This is a genomic window from Pseudomonas atacamensis, from assembly GCF_017167965.1.
In the GTDB taxonomy this organism is placed as follows: Bacteria; Pseudomonadota; Gammaproteobacteria; order Pseudomonadales; family Pseudomonadaceae; genus Aquipseudomonas; species Aquipseudomonas atacamensis.
Map to the genome: position 1 here is coordinate 4,118,784 of NZ_CP070503.1, position 18,305 is coordinate 4,137,088.

Below are 18,305 nucleotides of genomic sequence, written 5' to 3' on the forward strand. Positions count from 1 at the left end.
CCGACTCTCGTGTCGGGCTTTTTCTTACGTCATACGTCGAAGATTCGCGGAAAGCTCTAGGACGCGCCTGACAGGCAAGACTGAAACATGCGCTTAAACATCGGCCATCTCCGGACTCTATAGCGGCAATTGCCGAAAACAGTGCACATCCGTACACTGCGCCACCTTTTGTCCCGGTGGGCCTGCAAAAATGCTGTTTGTGTTTCGTATGTTGTTGATGGGCCTGCACTTTATTCTGGCCGGCGTGCTCGGCGTGATCCTTGGACTGTGCCGCCCGTTCAACCCGGACAACAGCCGACTCTGCGCCCGCCTCTACGCTTTGCCGGCGATGTGTATCTTGCGTTTGCGGGTCAAGTCCGAGGTCAACGGCTTGATGAACAAGCCCGACAGTTGCGTGATCATCGCCAACCATCAGTCCAACTACGATCTGTTCGTCTTCGGCAATGTCGTCCCCCGCCGCACCGTGTGTATCGGCAAGAAAAGCCTGAAGTGGGTGCCGTTGTTCGGCCAGTTGTTCTGGCTGGCCGGCAATGTGTTGATCGACCGTGGCAATGCGCACAAGGCGCGGCAGTCGATGCTGACGACCACCCACACCTTGCAGAACGAAGACACCTCAATCTGGGTGTTTCCGGAAGGCACCCGCAACCTCGGTGAAGATTTGTTGCCGTTCAAAAAAGGCGCGTTCCAGATGGCGATTGCCGCCGGCGTGCCGATCGTTCCGGTGTGCGTGAGCAGCTATATAAAGCACATGCGCCTGAATCGCTGGCGCAGTGGCAACGTTCTCATACGGTCCTTGCCGGCGATTCCTACAGTCGGATTGACCATGGACGACATGCCCATGCTGATCGAGCGATGCCGCGAGCAGATGCGCGAGTGCATCGAATCGATGGATCGGCAACTGCAAGCCGCTTGAAACAAGACCCGCCCTGCGCGGGTTTTCTTTTGCCGGGTGAACTGTAGAAGTTTCACGGACTCTCAAGCAGCGACACGGCTAAGCTGAAGCCTTGTTCCCCTGCCATCTGCCAAGAAGAAGTGAATCACCACCATGGGTCGAGTTGTTGCTGCTGCGGTGTACAGCGAGGGTAAGAAAGTCACCAATATTGCGCTGGACGAAGGTGCTGCCTGGGCGGCCAAACCCGGCCACTTCGTGTGGATCGGCCTGGAAGAACCGGACGCACAGGAATTATCCAACCTGCAACGTCAGTTCAACTTGCATGAACTGGCCATCGAAGACGCGCTGGAAAAACACAGCCGACCGAAACTGGAAACCTTTGGTGACGCTCTGTTTATCGTCACCTACTCACCGGTTCGCGAAAACGGCGTCTTGCAATTTATCGAAACGCATATCTTCGCCGGCAGGGGTTACATCATCACTGCACGAAACGGCCATTCCGCGTCGTACGCCTATGTGCGGCAGCGCTGTGAAGCGCGCCCGCTGTTGCTCGAGCACGGGGAGGATTTCGTCCTGTATGCGCTGCTCGATTTCGTCATCGAGAACTATCAGCCGGTGGGCGAAGCGATCCACGCCGAGATCGATGAGTTGGAGCGCAACGTGCTGTGCAGCGCCCTCAACGAGCGAGACATCCAGAAGCTGCACGGTTTGCGCCGTGACGTGGTGCGCTTGCGTCGATATGCGGCGCCGATGGTGGAAATCGGCGAAGAGCTGCAAAAGCTCAGTTTCCCGTTCATCGACAAGAACATGCGCCCGTACTTCCGCGATGTGCAGATTCACGTGACGCGGCAAATGGAAGACCTGAGCACGCTGGCGGACATTGCCAGCCAGACCATCGAGATCGGCGTGTTGCTCGAGGCATCCCGGCAGAGCGTGGTGCAGCGCAAGTTTGCAGCGTGGGCGGCGATTCTGGCGTTCCCGACAGCGGTGGCTGGGATCTACGGGATGAATTTCCAGAACATGCCGGAATTGACCTGGCATTACGGTTATTTTGCGGTGCTGGGGTTTATTGCGGTGGGGTGTGTGAGTTTGTGGGCGAGTTTCAAGCGGTCGGGGTGGCTGTAGCCGGGACCGCGTTGCCCCGGATATTCGCGAGCAGGCTCGCTCCCACAGGGATTGTGGGAGCAGGCCCTTTCAGCGTTGAGCCGTTTCTGGTTTGTGCGCCACGAAGCGCATCATCCACTCTGCAACGGTAGCGCCATGATGCTCCTGCTCAAGGCTCGCGACACCCTTGCTGTAAATCTGCGAACCCAGCGCTTCCTGGCGCAGATCGAGCAGCGCGCGCGAATAATCGTGAATGAATTCCGGGTGGCCCTGGAAGCACAGCACTTGATCGTTGATGTGATAAGCCGCGAACGGGCAGAAATCGCTGGAGGCGATGACCGTGGCGTTTTCCGGTAGTTCGGTGACCTGGTCCTGGTGGCTGATCAGCAGTGTCAGCTCTTCGCGCACCGGGCTCATCCACGGCGCCTTGGCTGCCAGCTGGTAGCTGTGAGTGCCGACGCCCCAGCCTTGGGACGCACGCTCACTCTTGCCACCAAGCAATAGCGCCAGCAATTGATGGCCGAAGCACACGCCGAGCAATTTGTCGCCGCGTTCGTAGCGATTCAGAAGATAGGTCTTGAGGGTCTGGATCCACGGATCCGTGCCGAACGAATCGGCCTTGCTGCCAGTGACCAGATACGCATCGAAAATCTCGTCGTCGCTTGGATATTCACCCTTCACCACGTTATAGACAGTGAACTCAGCGGCAATCGGTTGCTGCGAGAACAGGCGCTGGAACATCTGCCCATAGCCCTGATATTGGTCAATCAATTCGGGCCGCAGGATGTCGGTTTCGAGAATGCAGATGCGCAGCGACATAAAAAATACCTGACACGTGATGGGAATAATGAACACCCCAGAGCCTGCCTTGAAACACGTGGCCAAGGCAAGCCCCGAAATGCTCGCTAGTCCTAGAACATTTCACCTTTCGCCGCTTTGTCCAGCAACAGCGCTGGCGGGGTAAAGCGCTCGCCGTATTGTTCCGCCAGATACTGCGCGCGGGCGATGAAATCCTTCAGGCCATACTGGTTGATGAACTGCAGCGCCCCGCCGGTCCATGCGGCGAAACCGATGCCGAAGATCGAGCCGACGTTGGCATCCGCCGTCGAGGTGAGCACGCCCTCCTCCACACAGCGCACGGTTTCGATGGCCTGCACAAACAACAGCCGATCACGCACATCCTTCGCAGAGATCTGTCCGTCGGCCTTCTCGAAGCGCGTTTTCAGCTCCGGCCATAAATGCTTCTGGGCACCGGCTGGATACTCATAAAAACCGCCTCCGGCGGCTTTGCCCGGTCGCTTGAATTCATTGAGCATCAAGTCAATCACGGCAAAGGCCGGGTGCTCAATCAGCGGTTTCCCCTCAGCCTGTAGGTCCTTGGCCGTCTGTTGACGGATATGGCTCATCAGGCTGAGGGAAACTTCGTCGGAGATTGCCAGAGGCCCGACCGGCATCCCGGCCTTGCGCGCTTCGGTCTCGATCATCGGCGCACTGACGCCCTCGCCGAGCATGGCAATGCCTTCGTTGGTGAACGTGCCGAACACCCGCGAGGTAAAGAAGCCGCGACTGTCGTTGACCACGATCGGAGTTTTCTTGATTTGCAGAACGAAATCGAAACCGCGAGCGAGAGTTTCGGCGCTGGTCTGCGCACCTTTGATGATTTCCACCAGCGGCATTTTTTCTACCGGACTGAAGAAATGCAGGCCGATGAATTTGCTTTGATCGGGCACTGCCGTCGCCAGACCGGTGATCGGCAGCGTCGACGTATTGGAAGCAATCACCGCTTCGCCGCCCACCACCTGTTGCGCGGCGGCGGACACCCTGGCTTTGAGTTGGCGATCCTCGAACACCGCTTCGATGATCAGATCGCAAGCGGCCAGGTCGGCATCGCTTTCGCTCGCAACGATTCGCGCCAGCACCGCTTCGCGCTGTTCGGGAGTCATTTGGCCACGGGCAACTTTCTTGTCCAGCAGCGCTGCGGAATGCGCTTTGCCCTTCTCGGCAGCGGCAAGGTTGATGTCCTTGAGGACGACGTCGATACCGGCCGAGGCGCTGACGAACGCGATGCCTGCGCCCATCATTCCGGCGCCGAGCACACCGACTTTGCGGGTTTTATAGGGCGCAAAACCTTGCGGTCTTGAACCGCCGGCGTTGATCTCGTTCAACTGGAACCAGAACGTACCGATCAGGTTTTTCGAGATTTGCCCGGTCGTCAGCTCGGTGAAGTAGCGGGTTTCGATCAGGTGCGCGGTGTCGAAATCGACCTGGGCGCCCTCCACCGCCGCGCACAGAATCTTCTCCGGCGCCGGCAGGGTGCCCTGGGTTTTCGCGCGCAGGATCGACGGCGCAATCGCCAGCATCTGCGCCACTTTCGGGTTCGATGGCGTGCCGCCAGGAATCTGGTAACCCTTGACGTCCCAGCGCTGCACTGCCGTCGGGTTGGCGAGAATCCACGCGCGCGCCTTGGCCAACAGCTCATCGCGATTCGCTGCCAGTTCATCAATCAGCCCGGCCTGCAACGCCTGTTGCGGGCGCACCTTCTTGCCTTCAAGCAAGTACGGCAGGGCTTTTTCGATACCGAGCATGCGCACCATGCGCACCACCCCGCCGCCGCCCGGCAAAAGACCCAAGGTCACTTCCGGTAGACCGAGTTGCACCGAGGCGTCATCAACAGCAATGCGGTGGTGACAGGCCAGACAGATCTCCCAGCCGCCGCCCAGCGCAGCGCCGTTGATCGCCGCGACCACCGGTTTGCCGAGGGTTTCCAGGCTGCGCAATTGCGCCTTGAGGGTCAGCACCATGTCGTAGAAAGCTTTGGCTTCGGGCTTGCCGACCTTGATCAGTTCATTGAGGTCGCCGCCGGCAAAAAAGGTTTTCTTCGCCGAAGTGATGATTACTCCGGCAATGCTGTGTTTCTCGGCCAGCAAGCGGGCGACGCAAGCGGCCATGGCCTCGCGGTACACGGCGTTCATGGTGTTGGCGCTCTGGCCCGGCATATCCATGGTCAGCACGACGATACCGTCCTGGCCTTTTTCGTAACGAATGGCTTCGCTCATAACAAGGTTCCTTGAAGTCGGGGCTCAGAGGCGTTCGATGATGGTGGCAATGCCCATGCCGCCGCCGACACACAGCGTCGCCAGGCCGTAGCGCAGGTTCCGCGCCTCCAGTTCATCAAGCAGGGTGCCGAGGATCGCGCAACCCGTGGCGCCCAGCGGGTGGCCCATGGCGATCGAGCCGCCGTTGACGTTGACCTTGCCGGGATCGACGGCCATGTCCTTGATGAATTTCAACACCACCGAAGCAAACGCTTCGTTGACCTCGAACAGATCGATGTCCTCCACGCGCAGTCCGGCCTTGGCCAGCGCTTTGCGAGTCGCCGGCGCCGGGCCGGTGAGCATGATGGTCGGATCTGTGCTGGTGACGGCCGTGGCGACGATACGCGCGCGTGGCTGCAGCCCCAGCGCGCGGCCCTTGGCTTCGGAGCCGATGAGCATCAGCGCCGCACCGTCGACAATTCCGGAACTGTTGCCCGGCGTGTGCACATGGTTGATCCGCTCGACATGGCTGTAGACCCGCAGCGCCGTGGCGTCAAAGCCCATCTGCCCGATCATTTCGAAACTCGGCTTGAGCTTGCCCAGGCCTTCGAGGGTCGATTCGGCGCGGATGAACTCATCGTGATCAAGCAGGACGATACCGTTCTGATCCTGCACCGGCACCAGCGACTTGTTGAAGGAGCCATCGGCCCGCGCTCGTGCGGCTTTTTGCTGCGAGTGCAGCGCGTAGGCATCGACGTCCTGCCGGCTGAAGCCTTCGAGGGTAGCGATGAGATCGGCGCCGCCCCCTTGCGGGGTGAAATGGCTGTGCAGGTTGGTCTGCGGGTCCAGCGCCCAGGCACCGCCATCGCTGCCCATTGGCACCCGCGACATCGACTCGACGCCGCCAACCACCACCAGATCCTCGAAGCCCGAGCGCACTTTCATCGCGCCAAGATTCACCGCTTCCAGACCCGAAGCACAGAAACGGTTGATCTGCACACCGGCGACGCTGACGTCCCAGTCGGCCACTTGCACCGCCGTCTTGGCGATGTCCGAGCCTTGATCGCCAATCGGCGTGACGCAGCCGAGGACGACATCATCGACCTGACTGGTGTCCAGCGCGGTGCGCGCCTGCAAGGCGCTCAGCAAACCGGCCACCAGGTTGACCGGCTTCACGCTGTGCAGCGCGCCATCGGCCTTGCCTTTGCCACGCGGGGTGCGCAACGCATCGAAAATCAAAGCTTCAGTCATGACGTCCTCGAACCTGATTTATTGTCACTTCACTTTCGCCCTGCGCCGACTGGCAAGCAATGACCACATTGCTCAAAGCGCTTGACGCACACGCTCAGACGGACGGTCATCCGTCATCAGGTGAACCGGTTCAGGTCACCGAGTTGTCTAGCCAGCGGGCGGCAAAGAAGCTGGCAATACGCCTCATGCCGTTTTAAGAGCTTTTGCAAAGAACTCCATATGAAATGGATCTAAGCGAAGGCAGACGTGGGCTCTAAGGTGAAGATGTACGCCATCGTCGTCGGGTTTTGCCGAGACGGGCGTGCTCCAACAGGAAGTGCAACGCGTGCCGTCAGGGATATGCAGTCAGGCATGCATCAGGAAATAACAATAAAGGCGGTCAAGCCATGTTCAAACAACCGAAAGTACGTCAAGCAGGACTCATTCTTTTCGCCACGACGCTGTTGTTGATCTTGCCGAATCTGACCAAGGTCATCGGCTGATTCAAACGTCGCGTGCTGTATATCGCCACTGAAAATGTGACTGGCCCGCTACCCGGGCCAGCGTGGTTGTGCCAACCTTTGCGCACTCCCACGACATGGACGGCGATCATTTGAAAACGCTCATTGCGCTCGGTGCCTTGCTGCTGAGCTTGCCCTTGTCTGCCGCACAACTGGATCTGCAGTTGGGCGCAAACAGCCGCACCTGGCAGACCCAAGAGCTGCTCGAACATCCTCAGGTGCAAACCCTCACGATCAACAATGATGTTTCCTACAAGAAGGACATGACCTATCAGGCCGTGCCGCTGGCCGCATTGCTGACGGGAGTCAAGCTGGAGGATCACTTGCAAGCGGTGGCGCTGGACGGCTTTGCCGCAGAGTTGGCCGCCGCGCCCTTGCTGAACAAGGACGGGGCACGCGCATGGCTGGCAATCGAGGACCCGGCGCGGCCGTGGCCAGCGTTATCTGCCGGCAAGCACAGCGCCGGGCCGTTCTATCTGGTCTGGACCGATCCGCAGGCCGGCAATATCAGCCCCGAACAGTGGCCGTTCGAAGTCGCCAGCATCAAGCTGATGGCGCCGGTGGCCCAACGATTCCCTGCCCTGCTGCCCGATCCTGCCTTGAAGGCCGATGATCCGGTGAACAAGGGTTTTGCCCTGTTTCAGAAAAACTGCCTGGCCTGTCACCGGTTGAATGGTGCCGGAGACGCGCAGTTCGGTCCGGATCTGAATATTCCGTATAGCCCGACCGAGTATTTTGGGGCGGATTTCTTGAAGCGCTACATCCGCGATCCGCAGAGTTTGCGTCAGTGGCCGCAGGCGAAGATGCCGGGGTTTTCCGCGCAGGTGTTGCCGGATGGAGACCTGGAAATGCTGGTGGGCTATCTCAAGCACATGGCCGGCCGCAAAGCCAAACCTTGATGCAGTCTCCCTTGTGGGAGCGAGCCTGCTCGCGAAGGCGGAGTGTCAGTCGCTGGTTGGCTGGCTGATGAACCGCTTTCGCGAGCAGGCTCGCTCCCACAGGGCTTTGCGTGCGTCGAGCTATTGTTGCTGCACGGAAATAACCGGCGTCGGCGAGACGAATACCTTGGCGTGCATCTGCTCGCAGCCGCCGCCCCGGCGCATGCCGCGGACCGGGCAGGCATCGAGATAATCCAGACCCACCGCCAGCTTCAGGTGTCGCTCCGGGCGCGCCAGTTGGTTGGTCACGTCGAAGCTGTACCACGCGTCGTCCAGCCACGCTTCTGCCCAGGCATGACTGGCCAGATGCTCGCAATCTTCGCTGTACAGATAACCCGACACGTAACGCGACGGCACGCCGAGGCTGCGCGCGCAGGCGAGAAACGCATGGGTATGATCCTGACAAACCCCGGCGCGACCGGCGAAAGCTTCGGCGGCGCTGGTGTCGACTTCGGTTGAGCCCGGCGTGTAGGTCATGTGCTGATTCAGACCGTGCATCAAGTCGATCAGCGCGGTGCGATCACGCCGTTGCTTGCAGTTCTTCGCGGCAAACTCGCGCAAGGCTTCGTCGGCTTCGGTCAGGCGCGTGAAGCGCAGGAACGGCAGCGCCGACTGGCTCTCATGTTCGGCCTCTCGCAATTCATCGATATCGACCTGACCACGGGCGCCGATGATGATCGCTTCGTGGGGCTCGTCCATGGTCAGCACATGCAGGATGTTGCCGAACGGATCGAGCTGCGCACGCACCGGACGCGGCAGGTCGAGTTGCCAACTGAGGACATGCTGGCGCTCGCTGTCGTGGGGCGTCAGGCGCAGGTACTGGATGCTCGCGCGCACCTGATCTTCGTAGTGATAGGTGGTCTCGTGGCTTATGGAAAGTCTCATGCAGCCTCCAGGTAGGAACTGTGAATGGCGTTGCCCAACTGGCGCACCAGCGGGATGAATTCGGTCAGCCAGGCGTGCAGGCCTTCTTCGAGGATTTCGTTGATGCCGGTGTAGCGCAGGCGCGCGTCCATTTCCGCCGCCAGGCGTTGTGCCGGTCGGCCGTTGGCGCCTGGCAGTTGCGCGAGGATCTGGTCGATCTCTTCGGTACAGGCACGCAGCGAACGCGGCACATCGGCGCGTAACAGCAGCAGTTCGGCGACATGCCGGGCGCCGGGCGCGTCGCGGTAGATTTCGGTGTAGGCCTCGAATGAGGACAAGGCGCGCAGCAGCGCACTCCATTGGTAATAGGCGTGCGCCGTGCCATCGCTGACTGCTTCGGCCTGATCACCGGCCATTTCGTAACGGGCATCGAGCAGGCGCAGCGTGTTGTCCGCGCGCTCGATAAACGTGCCCAGACGAATGAAGCGAAACGCGTCGTTGCGCATGATCGTGCCGTATGAGGCGCCACGAAACAGGTGCGAACGCTCCTTGATCCATTCGCAGAAACGGCTCATGCCATAACGGCTCAAGCCCTGTTCGGCGATGCCGCGAATTTCCAGCCAGGTCGCGTTGATGTTTTCCCACATGTCCGCAGTGATTCGCCCGCGTACCGCATGAGCACTGGCCCGCGCTGCACCAAGGCAGCTGTAGATACTGGCCGGGTTGGCCGCATCCAGTGCGAAGAAATGCAGCAGGCGCTCGGCGTGCAGGTCACCGTGGCGTTCAAGGTAATCGTCCAGGGTGCCGGTGATCAGCAACGGCATGGCGAGCTCGTGGAGACCGTCGCCGCGCCCGTCCTGCGGCATCAGCGACAGCGAATAACTGATGTCGAGCATGCGCGCGAGATTCTCCGCACGCTCCAGGTAACGCGACATCCAGTACAGATCCGAGGCAGTTCTACTTAACATGGCAAGCTTCCTTCAATCCTCGACTACCCAGGTGTCCTTGGTGCCGCCGCCCTGGGAGGAATTCACCACCAGGGAGCCTTCACGCAACGCGACACGGGTCAAACCGCCGGGCACGACCCGGGTTTCGCGACCGGACAGCACAAACGGACGCAAATCGATATGGCGCGGTGCAATGCCGTTTTCGACAAAGGTCGGACAGGTCGACAGCGACAGCGTCGGCTGCGCGATGTAGGCATGGGGTTTGGCTTTGATGCGCTCACGAAAGGCATCGATTTCCGCCGTCGTCGCGGCCGGTCCGACCAGCATCCCGTAACCGCCGGAGCCCTGGGTTTCCTTGACGACCAAATCCGCAAGATTGGCCAGCACGTGGGACAGCTCGGACGGGTTGCGGCACTGCCAGGTCGGCACGTTTTTCAGAATCGGCTCTTCGTCGAGGTAGAAACGGATCATGTCGGTGACAAACGGGTACACCGATTTATCGTCCGCCACTCCGGTGCCGATGGCGTTGGCCAGCACCACATTGCCGGAACGATAGGACGACAGCAGCCCCGGCACGCCGAGCATCGAGTCCGGGTTGAATGCCAGCGGATCGAGGAAGGCGTCGTCGAGGCGACGATAGATCACGTCGACCGCTTTCGGGCCATCGGTGGTGCGCATGAATACCTTGTCGTCACGCACAAACAAATCCGCGCCTTCTACCAGTTCCACGCCCATTTCCCGGGCAAGAAACGCGTGTTCGAAGAACGCGCTGTTGAAGCGTCCCGGCGTCAACACCACCACGCTCGGGTTGTCGATCGGGCTTGAGCTTTTCAGGGTGTCGAGCAGCAGATTGGGATAGTGATCGATCGGGGCGATGCGCTGGGCGGAGAACAGTTCGGGGAACAGACGCATCATCATCTTGCGATCTTCGAGCATGTAGCTGACGCCGCTGGGTGTGCGCAGGTTGTCTTCGAGAACGTAATAAGTGCCATCGCCATCGCGCACCAGATCGACGCCGGAGATGTGCGAATAGATATCGCGGTGCAGATCCAGACCTTGCATCGCCAATTGGTATTGCTCGTTGGCCAGCACCTGTTCGGCGGGAATAATCCCGGCCTTGATGATGCGCTGCTCGTGGTAGAGGTCGGCGAGAAACATGTTCAACGCTTTGACCCGCTGGATGCAGCCGCGCTCGACAATCCGCCATTCACTGGCCGGAATGCTGCGGGGAATGGTGTCGAACGGAATCAGGCGCTCGGTGCCCTGCTCGTCGCCATAGAGCGTGAAGGTGATCCCGGCACGGTGGAACAGCAGATCGGCCTCGCGGCGGCGCTGCGCGAGCAGCTCGTCGGGCGTCTCGGCCAGCCAGCGGGCAAATTCCCGGTAATGCGGGCGGACCAGGCCGCCGGCATCGTACATCTCATCAAAATAGGTGCGGATCATGCCGTACTCCTTGTCACTCCGGACATACAGGCCTTCGCAAGGCCCGTGCCATCGGCATAAACGCTTTGATTTCAATCGGTTGTAGATCCACGCCGGAGGCTGCGCACCATTCCTGTGCGGCAAATGCCCCGGCCCGATTGCCCCCGCTTCATTGCGACGCACTGCATCGCCTATCACCAGCATAGTCAGAGTTGATTTCACTGCCCGGCCACGACTGCGGATAATCCGCGCATTCGCTGCAAAACTTCCCCGGCACGCCGCCGCAAAGTAGACAGCTCAACTGATCTGAACTGCCTTGGCAGCCCCGTCCCGACAGGACTTTATTGCATACCCGTCTTCCCTTTTAGCCACCCTCTCCGGTGGCTTTTTTTTGCCCTGGATTCTTGTTTCAGGGTTTTGCCACTGCGATATGCAGAAGCCAGAAACGACAACGGCCGACCCGAAGGTCAGCCGTTGCCCGACAGACAATGCGCAATATCAATTCAACCGGTAACGATTGCGCACCTCCTGCTTCACGCCCCAACCCTCGATAATGCCGCCCAGCGGTTCGACCACGGCTGAAAAGCCTTGCTCGAAATCGCCGATGTCGTCATAGGTTGCGTACATCACTTTGCTCAATTCCAGCGACCAGGCGCCGTCGTCGCGCGCACTGACCTGGGCATTGATGGATTCACCGCGAAATTTGCCTGCTGCCCTGCGCGCCCGCTCCTCGTCCGGGAAAATCGCGTAGAACTCGATGGGATGGAACCGGGAAAAATCGAAACCGCCTTCTTTCATGCGGCGCAGAACGTTGCTGCTGATGTCTTCTTGATAGGCTGTGCTCATGAATCGTCCCCCTCGATTGATGGATAGACTTTCCGTATTCCCGCCCCGGGCCTTTTGGCCTAAGTACTACGGCAACGTGGTTGCGCGCGGGAAACAAGCATGTAGCTGACAAGACCAGACCTTAGCGATCCATTCGCTGATCTCGCTTGCAGAGTAGCCCCAAGAGAGCGCCGCTGCCAAGGCCTGGTTTACGAGATGACAGGAAGTATTCAGACAGGGGTGATGCTGCGGATTTCGATGCCGTTCTGGGTCTTGAGGTTTTTCACCCCCGCATCGGCGGTGCGCCCTTCCAGATCGTTGAGATCCAGCTTGGCGGCGACCGGAAGAAGCCGCTCTTTGACGAGCCGTGCGGCTTCATCATCGGACGGGCATTCCTCACGTTCGAAGACTTCATCGACAATTTCACCGTGATCATCCACGAAAGTGACTTTCCACTTTTGCATCAGTGCCTCCTCGATCAACCCGTAAATGGGCTTACCTCTATCTCGACTTTTTTCCGCGATAGTTGGTTCAAAAGGATTACAGCCGACAACGGTGAAAATAACCATCCAATCGGTAAGGCGGACTTCTGTGGCGAGGGGATTTATCCCCTCACCACAAAAGCTCCCTTGCAGAGCGACTTCAGCGTGATCAGTCGTTGCTCGGCTTGTTGACCGCCTGCAGCACGTATTGCGGCAAAGCGAACGCGCCGATGTGGATTTCCGGGTTGTAGTAGCGGGTGACGATGCCGCTGCCGATGAAGCGCTGTTGCAGGGTTTCACGGCTGAGCTTGCGGTAGGCCGGGTTGGTCGAGCCCCAGGCGAAGGTCATCGAACCGCCGATGTAGGTCGGTACGGCCGCCTGATAGAAATGCCAGTCCGGGAACAGGCTGCGCAGGCGACCGGCGGTGGTTTTGACTTCGTCGATCTGCATGAACGGCGTGCCGTTCTGAGTGACGAGAATGCCGCCTTCGTTCAGGCAGCGGTGGCATGCCTGGTAGAAGTTCTCCGAGAACAGCACTTCGCCCGGGCCGATAGGGTCGGTGGAGTCGGAGATGATCACGTCGAATTTTTCAGTGGTGGTGGCGACGAAACGCATGCCGTCATCGATCACCAGGTTCAGGCGCGGATCGTCGTAGGCTCCGGCGGAATGGTTCGGCAGGAATTCCTTGCACATGTCGACCACGGTGCCGTCGATCTCGACCATGGTGATGTGCTCGACGCCGGCGTGCTTGGTCACTTCGCGCAACATACCGCCGTCACCGCCGCCGATGATCAGCACGCGCTTGGCAGTGCCATGGGCGAGGATCGGCACGTGGGTGAGCATCTCGTGGTAGATGAATTCGTCGGCTTCGGTGGTCTGGATCACGCCGTCCAGCGCCATCACCCGGCCCATGCGCGGGTTCTGGAAGATCACCAGGTGCTGGTGTTCGGTGCGCACTTCGTGCAGCAGTTTTTCCATGCGAAAACGCTGGCCGTAGCCTTCGTAGAGGGTTTCCAGGTACTCGCTGGTCTTGGTGACGGTCATGGTCAAGTGCTCCGATAAATGCGCGGGCGCCATCGTGGGGACGATTGCCCGGGAAAGGCGCGCATTCTACGTTGCCGAAGATGACAGGTCGAACCTCAGGTTGTTTTTTACCAGCGCAAATTACTGTGGGAGCGAGCCTGCTTGCGAAAGCGCAGCATCAGTTGCCGGTGATGGCGACTGACCCAACGTCTTCGCGAGCAGGCTCGCTCCCACAGGGATGACCGTGTGATCGAAAATCAGCTCAGATCCGGACGTTGCCCCGTGGCCCGGCAATCGCCCAGATGATCAGGCCCAGCACCGGCAGGAGGATGATCAGCAACACCCAGACGATTTTCATTCCGGTGGAGGCGCCGCTTTTCAGCACGTTGATGATGGCCCAGATGTCGAGGGCAAGGATGATCAGGCCAATCAGACCGTTGAACGTGGAACCCATGGTGTCGCTCCAGAATAGTGGCATGCACTTTTAGGATAGACGGTCGCGCGCAGGGTTCCCTTTTATTGCGTTCAGACGTGAACGGCGACCTTCAAGGCTTCCAGCGCTGGCGCAGCGGCGATGCCAACCTCGGCGCATAACTCCAGCACGCGGGGCACATCGTTGCCGTAGACCAGGACCATTTGCAGCTCATCGTCGAGCAACTGGCTGAAGTTCATCAACGTGTAACCGCCGTTTTCCTTGTTCAGGCTGCTCATCTGCACCTGAATACGGTTGAGTGCGGTCAGTGCTTCGGTCTTGGCCAGTTGCTTGGGCTTGAGATTGAAATCCACGCCCGGACCAAACGAGGCAACGATTTGTGCGAACAGATCGACGTAGGTATCGGCCTGAAACAGCACGGTTTCCGGCAGGCTGCCGACCACTACCCACTCACCCAGCGGGATCGGGAAAGTATCGTCGTAGTTGATGTCCGGATTGGCGGCCAGAAAAGCCTCGGCGTCGGCGTAGGCCTCGGCGGCTTCGTCGGCCACTTTCAGGATCTCATCCTCGCCCATGCAGCCGGAGCTGATTTTGCTGATGAGTTCGACGAGTGCGGCTTTCATGAGGGCGGATCCTGTGGCGGAGGTGAATTTTCAGGGCGCGAAGGATAGCGCATTCTGCCCTTCGCCACAGTCCGTGGACTTTACGCCAGCAACTTTTCCAGCTGCGCGGTGGTATCGACCGCGCCCATGGTCCGCGCCGCATCCAGCGCGGTCACGCCATTGGCGTCCTTGGCTTTCGGGTCTGCGCCCTGGCCGATCAGGTAGTCGACGATTTCAACGCGGTTGAACATTGCCGCCATCATCAACGCGGTACGGCCGTCGAAGGAAGAACCTTCGATTTCGGCGCCCGCCTCGACCAGCGCCTTGACCACCGCCAGATCGCCCTTGAACGCAGCGCCGGCAATCGGGCTCTGGCCGTTGCCATTGCGCATTTCCGGATCGGCCTTGTGTTTAAGCAGGACCTTCACCGCATCGACATGGCCGTAGTAGCTGGCGAGCATCAACAAGGTGTCGCCCTTGCTGTTTTTCAGGTTCACCGGCAGCCCGGCGCTGACCAGGCGATCAAGCATCTCGGCATCACCGTCGCGCGCCTTGTTGAAAACCTGCTCGGTGAATTCGGCAGCTTCTTCAGGGGTCATCTGGCGGCTTTGGTCGGACATGGGGCACTCCATTTCGGTCTATCGGAAAGCCGACAGTTTCCCGAGCGCGACGGTGGCTGTCACTCGGTTTTTTCCAAGCGTCCCGATAGCCACACTCAATATCGATGTTTGCCCTGTTGAATTTCAGCGAGGATTTGCTCACTGACATGCACATAGGTTTCGCTGCCCGGCAGCCAGGCGAAGATCGGGTCATCGCCGGTGAGCCCGGGGTCAAAGCCTTCCGTTTTCAGGCGGGTCTTCTGGTATTTGAAGGTCCCGGTGGTTTCCATTTTCACTTTCACCCGCAAGAACAACGGCACGGCATAAGCCGGCATACGTTGCCGGACGAAACTCAGCAGTTCGGCAAAATCCAGCGTGGCCAAGGATTCGGCGGGAGTGATTGCGGCCATCCCCGCACGCCCGTTGGTGTTGGGGATTTCCACACCGTAGGCCACGGCTTCAGCGATCAATGGATGCTGCAACAACAGGTTTTCGACTTCGGTGGTCGACACGTTTTCACCCTTCCAGCGATAGGTATCGCCGAGGCGATCAACAAATTGCGCATGGCCGAAACCGATATTGCGCAGCAGGTCGCCGGTGTTGAAAAAGCGATCGCCCTTGTTGAACACATCGTGGAGGACGACGCGGGCGGTTTTCTGCGGGTCGGTGTAACCGTCCAGCGGTGCCTTGTCGTCGATCCGCGCCAGCAGCAGGCCCTGCTCGCCCTTGCCGACCTTGCGCATGAAACCATCATCGCCGCGCAATGGCTCGCCACTGTCATGGTCGTAAGCGACCAGTTCCCACGCCATCAGCGAAAAACCGACGGTGTTGTCGAAATTGAGGATGTTGGTGAAACCGATGTTGCCGTCGCTCGCCGCGTACAGCTCACAAATGTGCTCGACGGCAAAACGCGTCTTGAACTCGGCCCAGGCACCAGGACGCAAACCATTGCCGATCATCTTACGCACGTCGTGCCGGCTGTCATCGGCGCTGACCGGTTGCTCGACCAGGTAGCGACACAGCTCACCGACATAGCCGATGGTGGTTGCGCGATAGCGGCGCACGTCACCCCAGAACTGGCTGGCGCTGAACTTGCGGCGGATGGCGAAACCCGAGGCGCCGTTGATCGCCGATCCCCAGCACACGCACAGACCCGTGGCGTGATACAGCGGCAAGGTGCAGTAAACGATGTCATCCGGGCGCATATCGAGGGCGATCATGCCGAAGCTCGCCGAACTGCGCATCCAGCGTCCATGCTTGAAAACACCGGCCTTGGGCAGGCCGGTGGTGCCGGAGGTGTAAATGTAGAAACACGGATCGTCGAAGAAAATCTGTGCGCTGCTCGGCGGGTTATCGCTACTGGCGTCAGCACTGGCGCTGATCAGATTGACGTAACCCTCGGGCGCGATGCCCGGATGGCTGTAGGTGTCCTGATCGGCGACGAACCAGGTGCGCGGCGCTGCGATCGCAACCTGATCACGCACGCCGGCATAGGCAGCGGTCAGTTCTTCGCCAACCACAATAGCCACCGGCGCAACCAGATTGATGCTGTGAACAAGCGTGTCGCGCATCAACGAGGTATTGAGCAGCGCACTCACCGCGCCGAGCTTGGCCAGCGCCAGAATCGTCACCAGCAATTCCGCACGGTTCTCGATGAACACCGCGACCACATCGCCCTTGCCGATGCCTTGCTCGCTCAGGTAATGCGCAATGCGATTGGCCCACTGATTGACCTGCGTGTAGGTCAACGCCACGTCGCCCTGCAACAACGCCACACCATCGGGATTGCGCAGCGTCGCCTGCTCGAACGTCCAGCCCAGGCCGCACGTTTGGGTCGGATCCGTGACGTTGGCCACCTTCATGCCTTTGACCATCCGGGGGATGGCCTTGGCGATCATCGGCAGTTTGCGGAGCATCATGCCCCAGGTAATCGTGTCGCTTGGTGCGTGACGCATGAAAGCTCCCCGTTCGATCTTGACGTGCAGACCGCTGTTCTTGTTATCGGGTAATGACTGCGACCGACGCGTTTACGCCGTGGGTCGAGAAGGAAAGTACGTCAGTGCTCGCGGGGCTGTACACGCGGTTTTTGCAATGATTTGTATCCCGTCGCGCCTTCGGGGAAGAGCGGATTCTGGTACGGACGTTTGGTTCCGTTGTACGGAGAAAAATCACGCAAAATGCAGGATGCACGATGGCCATTCATGCAGATTGCACGACGCCTGCAAAATGCAATGCCTTCAACTTATTGATTTTAAAGGGATTTTATTCGCATCAATACTGGCACAAACGCTGCAACTACCTCCGCATGCTTGCCATTCAAGTACATACGGAGCTGATGACATGAGCCTGATTCAAGAAAAATTTACATCGCTGTTCTCCAACTACGAAGTCAGCACTGCCCCACGTCCTGACGGTGGCATCCTGCTCACTCTGCGTAGCAGCGACGGCAAAGTCTTCAAACGCGCCCTCTCGTATCAGCAACTGCATGCCGGTGACCAACTGTCGTGGGCGATCAGCGCGATCCGCCGCGACCTGGCCGAACAAGCCAGCGAGCTGCCGCAAATTGCAATGCTGCAGAGCCAGCAGCGTTTTGCTCTGCCGACGTATCACTCGCTGTAATTTGCTTTAAACAAAAACAGGTCGTGGAGCATGCGCTTCACGGCCTGTTTGTTTATGTCTGCCACATATTTACTGTGGGGTCAGAACGCTTCCGGTTCGATTCCGGTAAAGCTGTCCACCGTCACGTGCCCTGCCAACTCCCCGCCTTCACGCGCCAGACCGCAGGTTTTCATGCCGGCCGACTGGGCAGCGTCTAGTTCTTCGACGATGTCCGAGAGGAACAGGATTTCATCGGCTTCAACACCCACCGCCTGCTGAATGTTGCGGTAGGACTGCGCCTCACGCTTCGGCCCCGATGTGGTATCAAAATAGCCGCTGAACAGCGGCGTCAGATCCCCCGCCTCCGAGCAACCGAAGATCAGCTTCTGCGCCTGGATCGAGCCGGACGAGTAAACAAACAGTTGATAACCGGCCGCATGCCAACGTTGCAGCGCTTCAACGGCATCCGGATAAACATGCCCTTTCAGCTGCCCTGCCTGATAGCCCTGCGCCCAGACCATACCCTGCAATGCCTTGAGCGGCGTGGCTTTGCGGTCTTCGGCGATCCAGCTCAAGAGGATTTCAACAACCCGTTCAACATCGGCCTGCGGCTCGTTGCTGTCGCGACGCACGGCGTCGAGCTGTTCGGCGACATCAGCACGCGAAGCGTTCTGGCGCACAAATTCGGGCAAATGTTCGGCGGCGTAGGGAAACAGCACGTCGAAGACGAAACTCACCGCGCTGGTGGTGCCTTCGATGTCGGTGAGGATGGCTTTGATCGACACGGTT

General features: G+C 59.4%; 18 protein-coding genes. 4 read left to right on the plus strand and 14 right to left on the minus strand.

What is annotated here, in order from left to right; translation table 11 throughout:
- Positions 1-190 precede the first annotated feature (190 nt).
- Together JWU58_RS18685 and JWU58_RS18690 are read left to right on the plus strand one after the other, a co-directional pair.
- Positions 191-913, plus strand: a complete 723-nt coding sequence (locus tag JWU58_RS18685) for a 1-acylglycerol-3-phosphate O-acyltransferase (protein WP_076566842.1) — start codon at positions 191-193, stop codon at positions 911-913.
- Between the two features lie 132 nt (positions 914-1,045).
- A complete protein-coding gene (locus JWU58_RS18690; protein ID WP_016773794.1) occupies positions 1,046-2,017 on the plus strand; it encodes a magnesium and cobalt transport protein CorA in 972 nt (323 codons plus the stop codon).
- A gap of 69 nt (positions 2,018-2,086) precedes the next feature.
- Here the strand turns inward: JWU58_RS18690 and JWU58_RS18695 are convergent, their stop codons facing one another.
- The 3 genes from JWU58_RS18695 to JWU58_RS18705 all read right to left on the minus strand — a co-directional run bounded on the left by JWU58_RS18695 (position 2,087) and on the right by JWU58_RS18705 (position 6,282).
- On the minus strand, positions 2,087-2,815 hold the full coding sequence (locus JWU58_RS18695; protein ID WP_073472575.1) for an amidotransferase: 729 nt from the start codon (positions 2,813-2,815) through the stop codon (positions 2,087-2,089).
- A 92-nt stretch (positions 2,816-2,907) separates the two neighbouring features.
- Positions 2,908-5,052, minus strand: a complete 2,145-nt coding sequence (locus JWU58_RS18700; RefSeq protein ID WP_206420754.1) for a 3-hydroxyacyl-CoA dehydrogenase NAD-binding domain-containing protein — start codon at positions 5,050-5,052, stop codon at positions 2,908-2,910.
- A gap of 24 nt (positions 5,053-5,076) precedes the next feature.
- Positions 5,077-6,282 (minus strand): acetyl-CoA C-acetyltransferase, encoded by a 1,206-nt coding sequence (locus JWU58_RS18705; RefSeq protein WP_206420755.1) that lies wholly within the window; start codon positions 6,280-6,282, stop codon positions 5,077-5,079.
- Between the two features lie 577 nt (positions 6,283-6,859).
- Between JWU58_RS18705 and JWU58_RS18710 the strand changes: the two genes are divergently transcribed.
- Positions 6,860-7,681, plus strand: a complete 822-nt coding sequence (locus JWU58_RS18710; RefSeq protein ID WP_125918601.1) for a c-type cytochrome — start codon at positions 6,860-6,862, stop codon at positions 7,679-7,681.
- Positions 7,682-7,801: 120 nt separating this feature from the next.
- On the opposite strand, the gene JWU58_RS18715 is transcribed toward JWU58_RS18710, so the two are convergent.
- The 10 genes from JWU58_RS18715 to JWU58_RS18760 form a co-directional block, all read right to left on the minus strand.
- A complete protein-coding gene (locus JWU58_RS18715; RefSeq protein WP_016773789.1) occupies positions 7,802-8,605 on the minus strand; it encodes a transglutaminase family protein in 804 nt (267 codons plus the stop codon).
- Entirely contained in the window at positions 8,602-9,552 is a 951-nt protein-coding gene (locus JWU58_RS18720) for an alpha-E domain-containing protein (RefSeq protein WP_016773788.1), read from the minus strand. The genes JWU58_RS18715 and JWU58_RS18720 overlap by 4 nt, the downstream gene beginning before the upstream one ends.
- A gap of 12 nt (positions 9,553-9,564) precedes the next feature.
- Entirely contained in the window at positions 9,565-10,974 is a 1,410-nt protein-coding gene (locus JWU58_RS18725) for a circularly permuted type 2 ATP-grasp protein (protein WP_056784066.1), read from the minus strand.
- 477 nt (positions 10,975-11,451) lie between these two features.
- A complete protein-coding gene (locus tag JWU58_RS18730; RefSeq protein ID WP_003223226.1) occupies positions 11,452-11,799 on the minus strand; it encodes a ribonuclease E inhibitor RraB in 348 nt (115 codons plus the stop codon).
- 209 nt (positions 11,800-12,008) lie between these two features.
- Positions 12,009-12,242 (minus strand): hypothetical protein, encoded by a 234-nt coding sequence (locus tag JWU58_RS18735; protein ID WP_024012230.1) that lies wholly within the window; start codon positions 12,240-12,242, stop codon positions 12,009-12,011.
- Between the two features lie 187 nt (positions 12,243-12,429).
- Positions 12,430-13,305, minus strand: a complete 876-nt coding sequence (gene speE / locus JWU58_RS18740; protein WP_016773785.1) for a polyamine aminopropyltransferase — start codon at positions 13,303-13,305, stop codon at positions 12,430-12,432.
- A 241-nt stretch (positions 13,306-13,546) separates the two neighbouring features.
- On the minus strand, positions 13,547-13,738 hold the full coding sequence (locus JWU58_RS18745) for a PLDc N-terminal domain-containing protein (protein ID WP_016773784.1): 192 nt from the start codon (positions 13,736-13,738) through the stop codon (positions 13,547-13,549).
- A gap of 71 nt (positions 13,739-13,809) precedes the next feature.
- Entirely contained in the window at positions 13,810-14,340 is a 531-nt protein-coding gene (locus tag JWU58_RS18750) for a hypothetical protein (RefSeq protein WP_110601273.1), read from the minus strand.
- Positions 14,341-14,420: 80 nt separating this feature from the next.
- On the minus strand, positions 14,421-14,939 hold the full coding sequence (locus JWU58_RS18755; protein ID WP_016773782.1) for an ankyrin repeat domain-containing protein: 519 nt from the start codon (positions 14,937-14,939) through the stop codon (positions 14,421-14,423).
- 95 nt (positions 14,940-15,034) lie between these two features.
- Positions 15,035-16,873 (minus strand): long-chain-acyl-CoA synthetase, encoded by a 1,839-nt coding sequence (locus tag JWU58_RS18760; protein ID WP_206420756.1) that lies wholly within the window; start codon positions 16,871-16,873, stop codon positions 15,035-15,037.
- A gap of 385 nt (positions 16,874-17,258) precedes the next feature.
- Here JWU58_RS18760 and JWU58_RS18765 point away from each other — a divergent pair, with 385 nt between their 5' ends.
- Positions 17,259-17,537, plus strand: coding sequence for a DUF3509 domain-containing protein (locus JWU58_RS18765; protein ID WP_016773780.1), 279 nt, complete (start codon positions 17,259-17,261; stop codon positions 17,535-17,537).
- An 80-nt stretch (positions 17,538-17,617) separates the two neighbouring features.
- Here the strand turns inward: JWU58_RS18765 and mtnC are convergent, their stop codons facing one another.
- Positions 17,618-18,301 carry an acireductone synthase gene (mtnC, locus tag JWU58_RS18770; RefSeq protein ID WP_206420757.1) on the minus strand — a complete coding sequence of 228 codons (684 nt, stop codon included), beginning with the start codon at positions 18,299-18,301 and terminating at the stop codon, positions 17,618-17,620.
- Positions 18,302-18,305 lie beyond the last annotated feature (4 nt).

Excerpts from the sequence above, each read along its gene's own strand:
- JWU58_RS18750 (WP_110601273.1), bottom strand. The coding sequence starts at position 14,340 with ATGAAAGCCGCACTCGTCGAACTCATCAGCAAAATCAGCTCCGGCTGC.
- JWU58_RS18725 (WP_056784066.1), bottom strand. The coding sequence starts at position 10,974 with ATGATCCGCACCTATTTTGATGAGATGTACGATGCCGGCGGCCTGGTC.
- JWU58_RS18695 (WP_073472575.1), bottom strand. The coding sequence starts at position 2,815 with ATGTCGCTGCGCATCTGCATTCTCGAAACCGACATCCTGCGGCCCGAA.
- JWU58_RS18715 (WP_016773789.1), bottom strand. The coding sequence starts at position 8,605 with ATGAGACTTTCCATAAGCCACGAGACCACCTATCACTACGAAGATCAG.
- JWU58_RS18685 (WP_076566842.1), top strand. The coding sequence starts at position 191 with ATGCTGTTTGTGTTTCGTATGTTGTTGATGGGCCTGCACTTTATTCTG.
- JWU58_RS18705 (WP_206420755.1), bottom strand. The coding sequence starts at position 6,282 with ATGACTGAAGCTTTGATTTTCGATGCGTTGCGCACCCCGCGTGGCAAA.
- JWU58_RS18720 (WP_016773788.1), bottom strand. The coding sequence starts at position 9,552 with ATGTTAAGTAGAACTGCCTCGGATCTGTACTGGATGTCGCGTTACCTG.
- JWU58_RS18710 (WP_125918601.1), top strand. The coding sequence starts at position 6,860 with ATGGACGGCGATCATTTGAAAACGCTCATTGCGCTCGGTGCCTTGCTG.
- JWU58_RS18690 (WP_016773794.1), top strand. The coding sequence starts at position 1,046 with ATGGGTCGAGTTGTTGCTGCTGCGGTGTACAGCGAGGGTAAGAAAGTC.
- JWU58_RS18700 (WP_206420754.1), bottom strand. The coding sequence starts at position 5,052 with ATGAGCGAAGCCATTCGTTACGAAAAAGGCCAGGACGGTATCGTCGTG.
- speE (WP_016773785.1), bottom strand. The coding sequence starts at position 13,305 with ATGACCGTCACCAAGACCAGCGAGTACCTGGAAACCCTCTACGAAGGC.
- JWU58_RS18735 (WP_024012230.1), bottom strand. The coding sequence starts at position 12,242 with ATGCAAAAGTGGAAAGTCACTTTCGTGGATGATCACGGTGAAATTGTC.
- JWU58_RS18755 (WP_016773782.1), bottom strand. The coding sequence starts at position 14,939 with ATGTCCGACCAAAGCCGCCAGATGACCCCTGAAGAAGCTGCCGAATTC.
- JWU58_RS18760 (WP_206420756.1), bottom strand. The coding sequence starts at position 16,873 with ATGCGTCACGCACCAAGCGACACGATTACCTGGGGCATGATGCTCCGC.
- JWU58_RS18765 (WP_016773780.1), top strand. The coding sequence starts at position 17,259 with ATGAGCCTGATTCAAGAAAAATTTACATCGCTGTTCTCCAACTACGAA.
- JWU58_RS18745 (WP_016773784.1), bottom strand. The coding sequence starts at position 13,738 with ATGGGTTCCACGTTCAACGGTCTGATTGGCCTGATCATCCTTGCCCTC.
- JWU58_RS18730 (WP_003223226.1), bottom strand. The coding sequence starts at position 11,799 with ATGAGCACAGCCTATCAAGAAGACATCAGCAGCAACGTTCTGCGCCGC.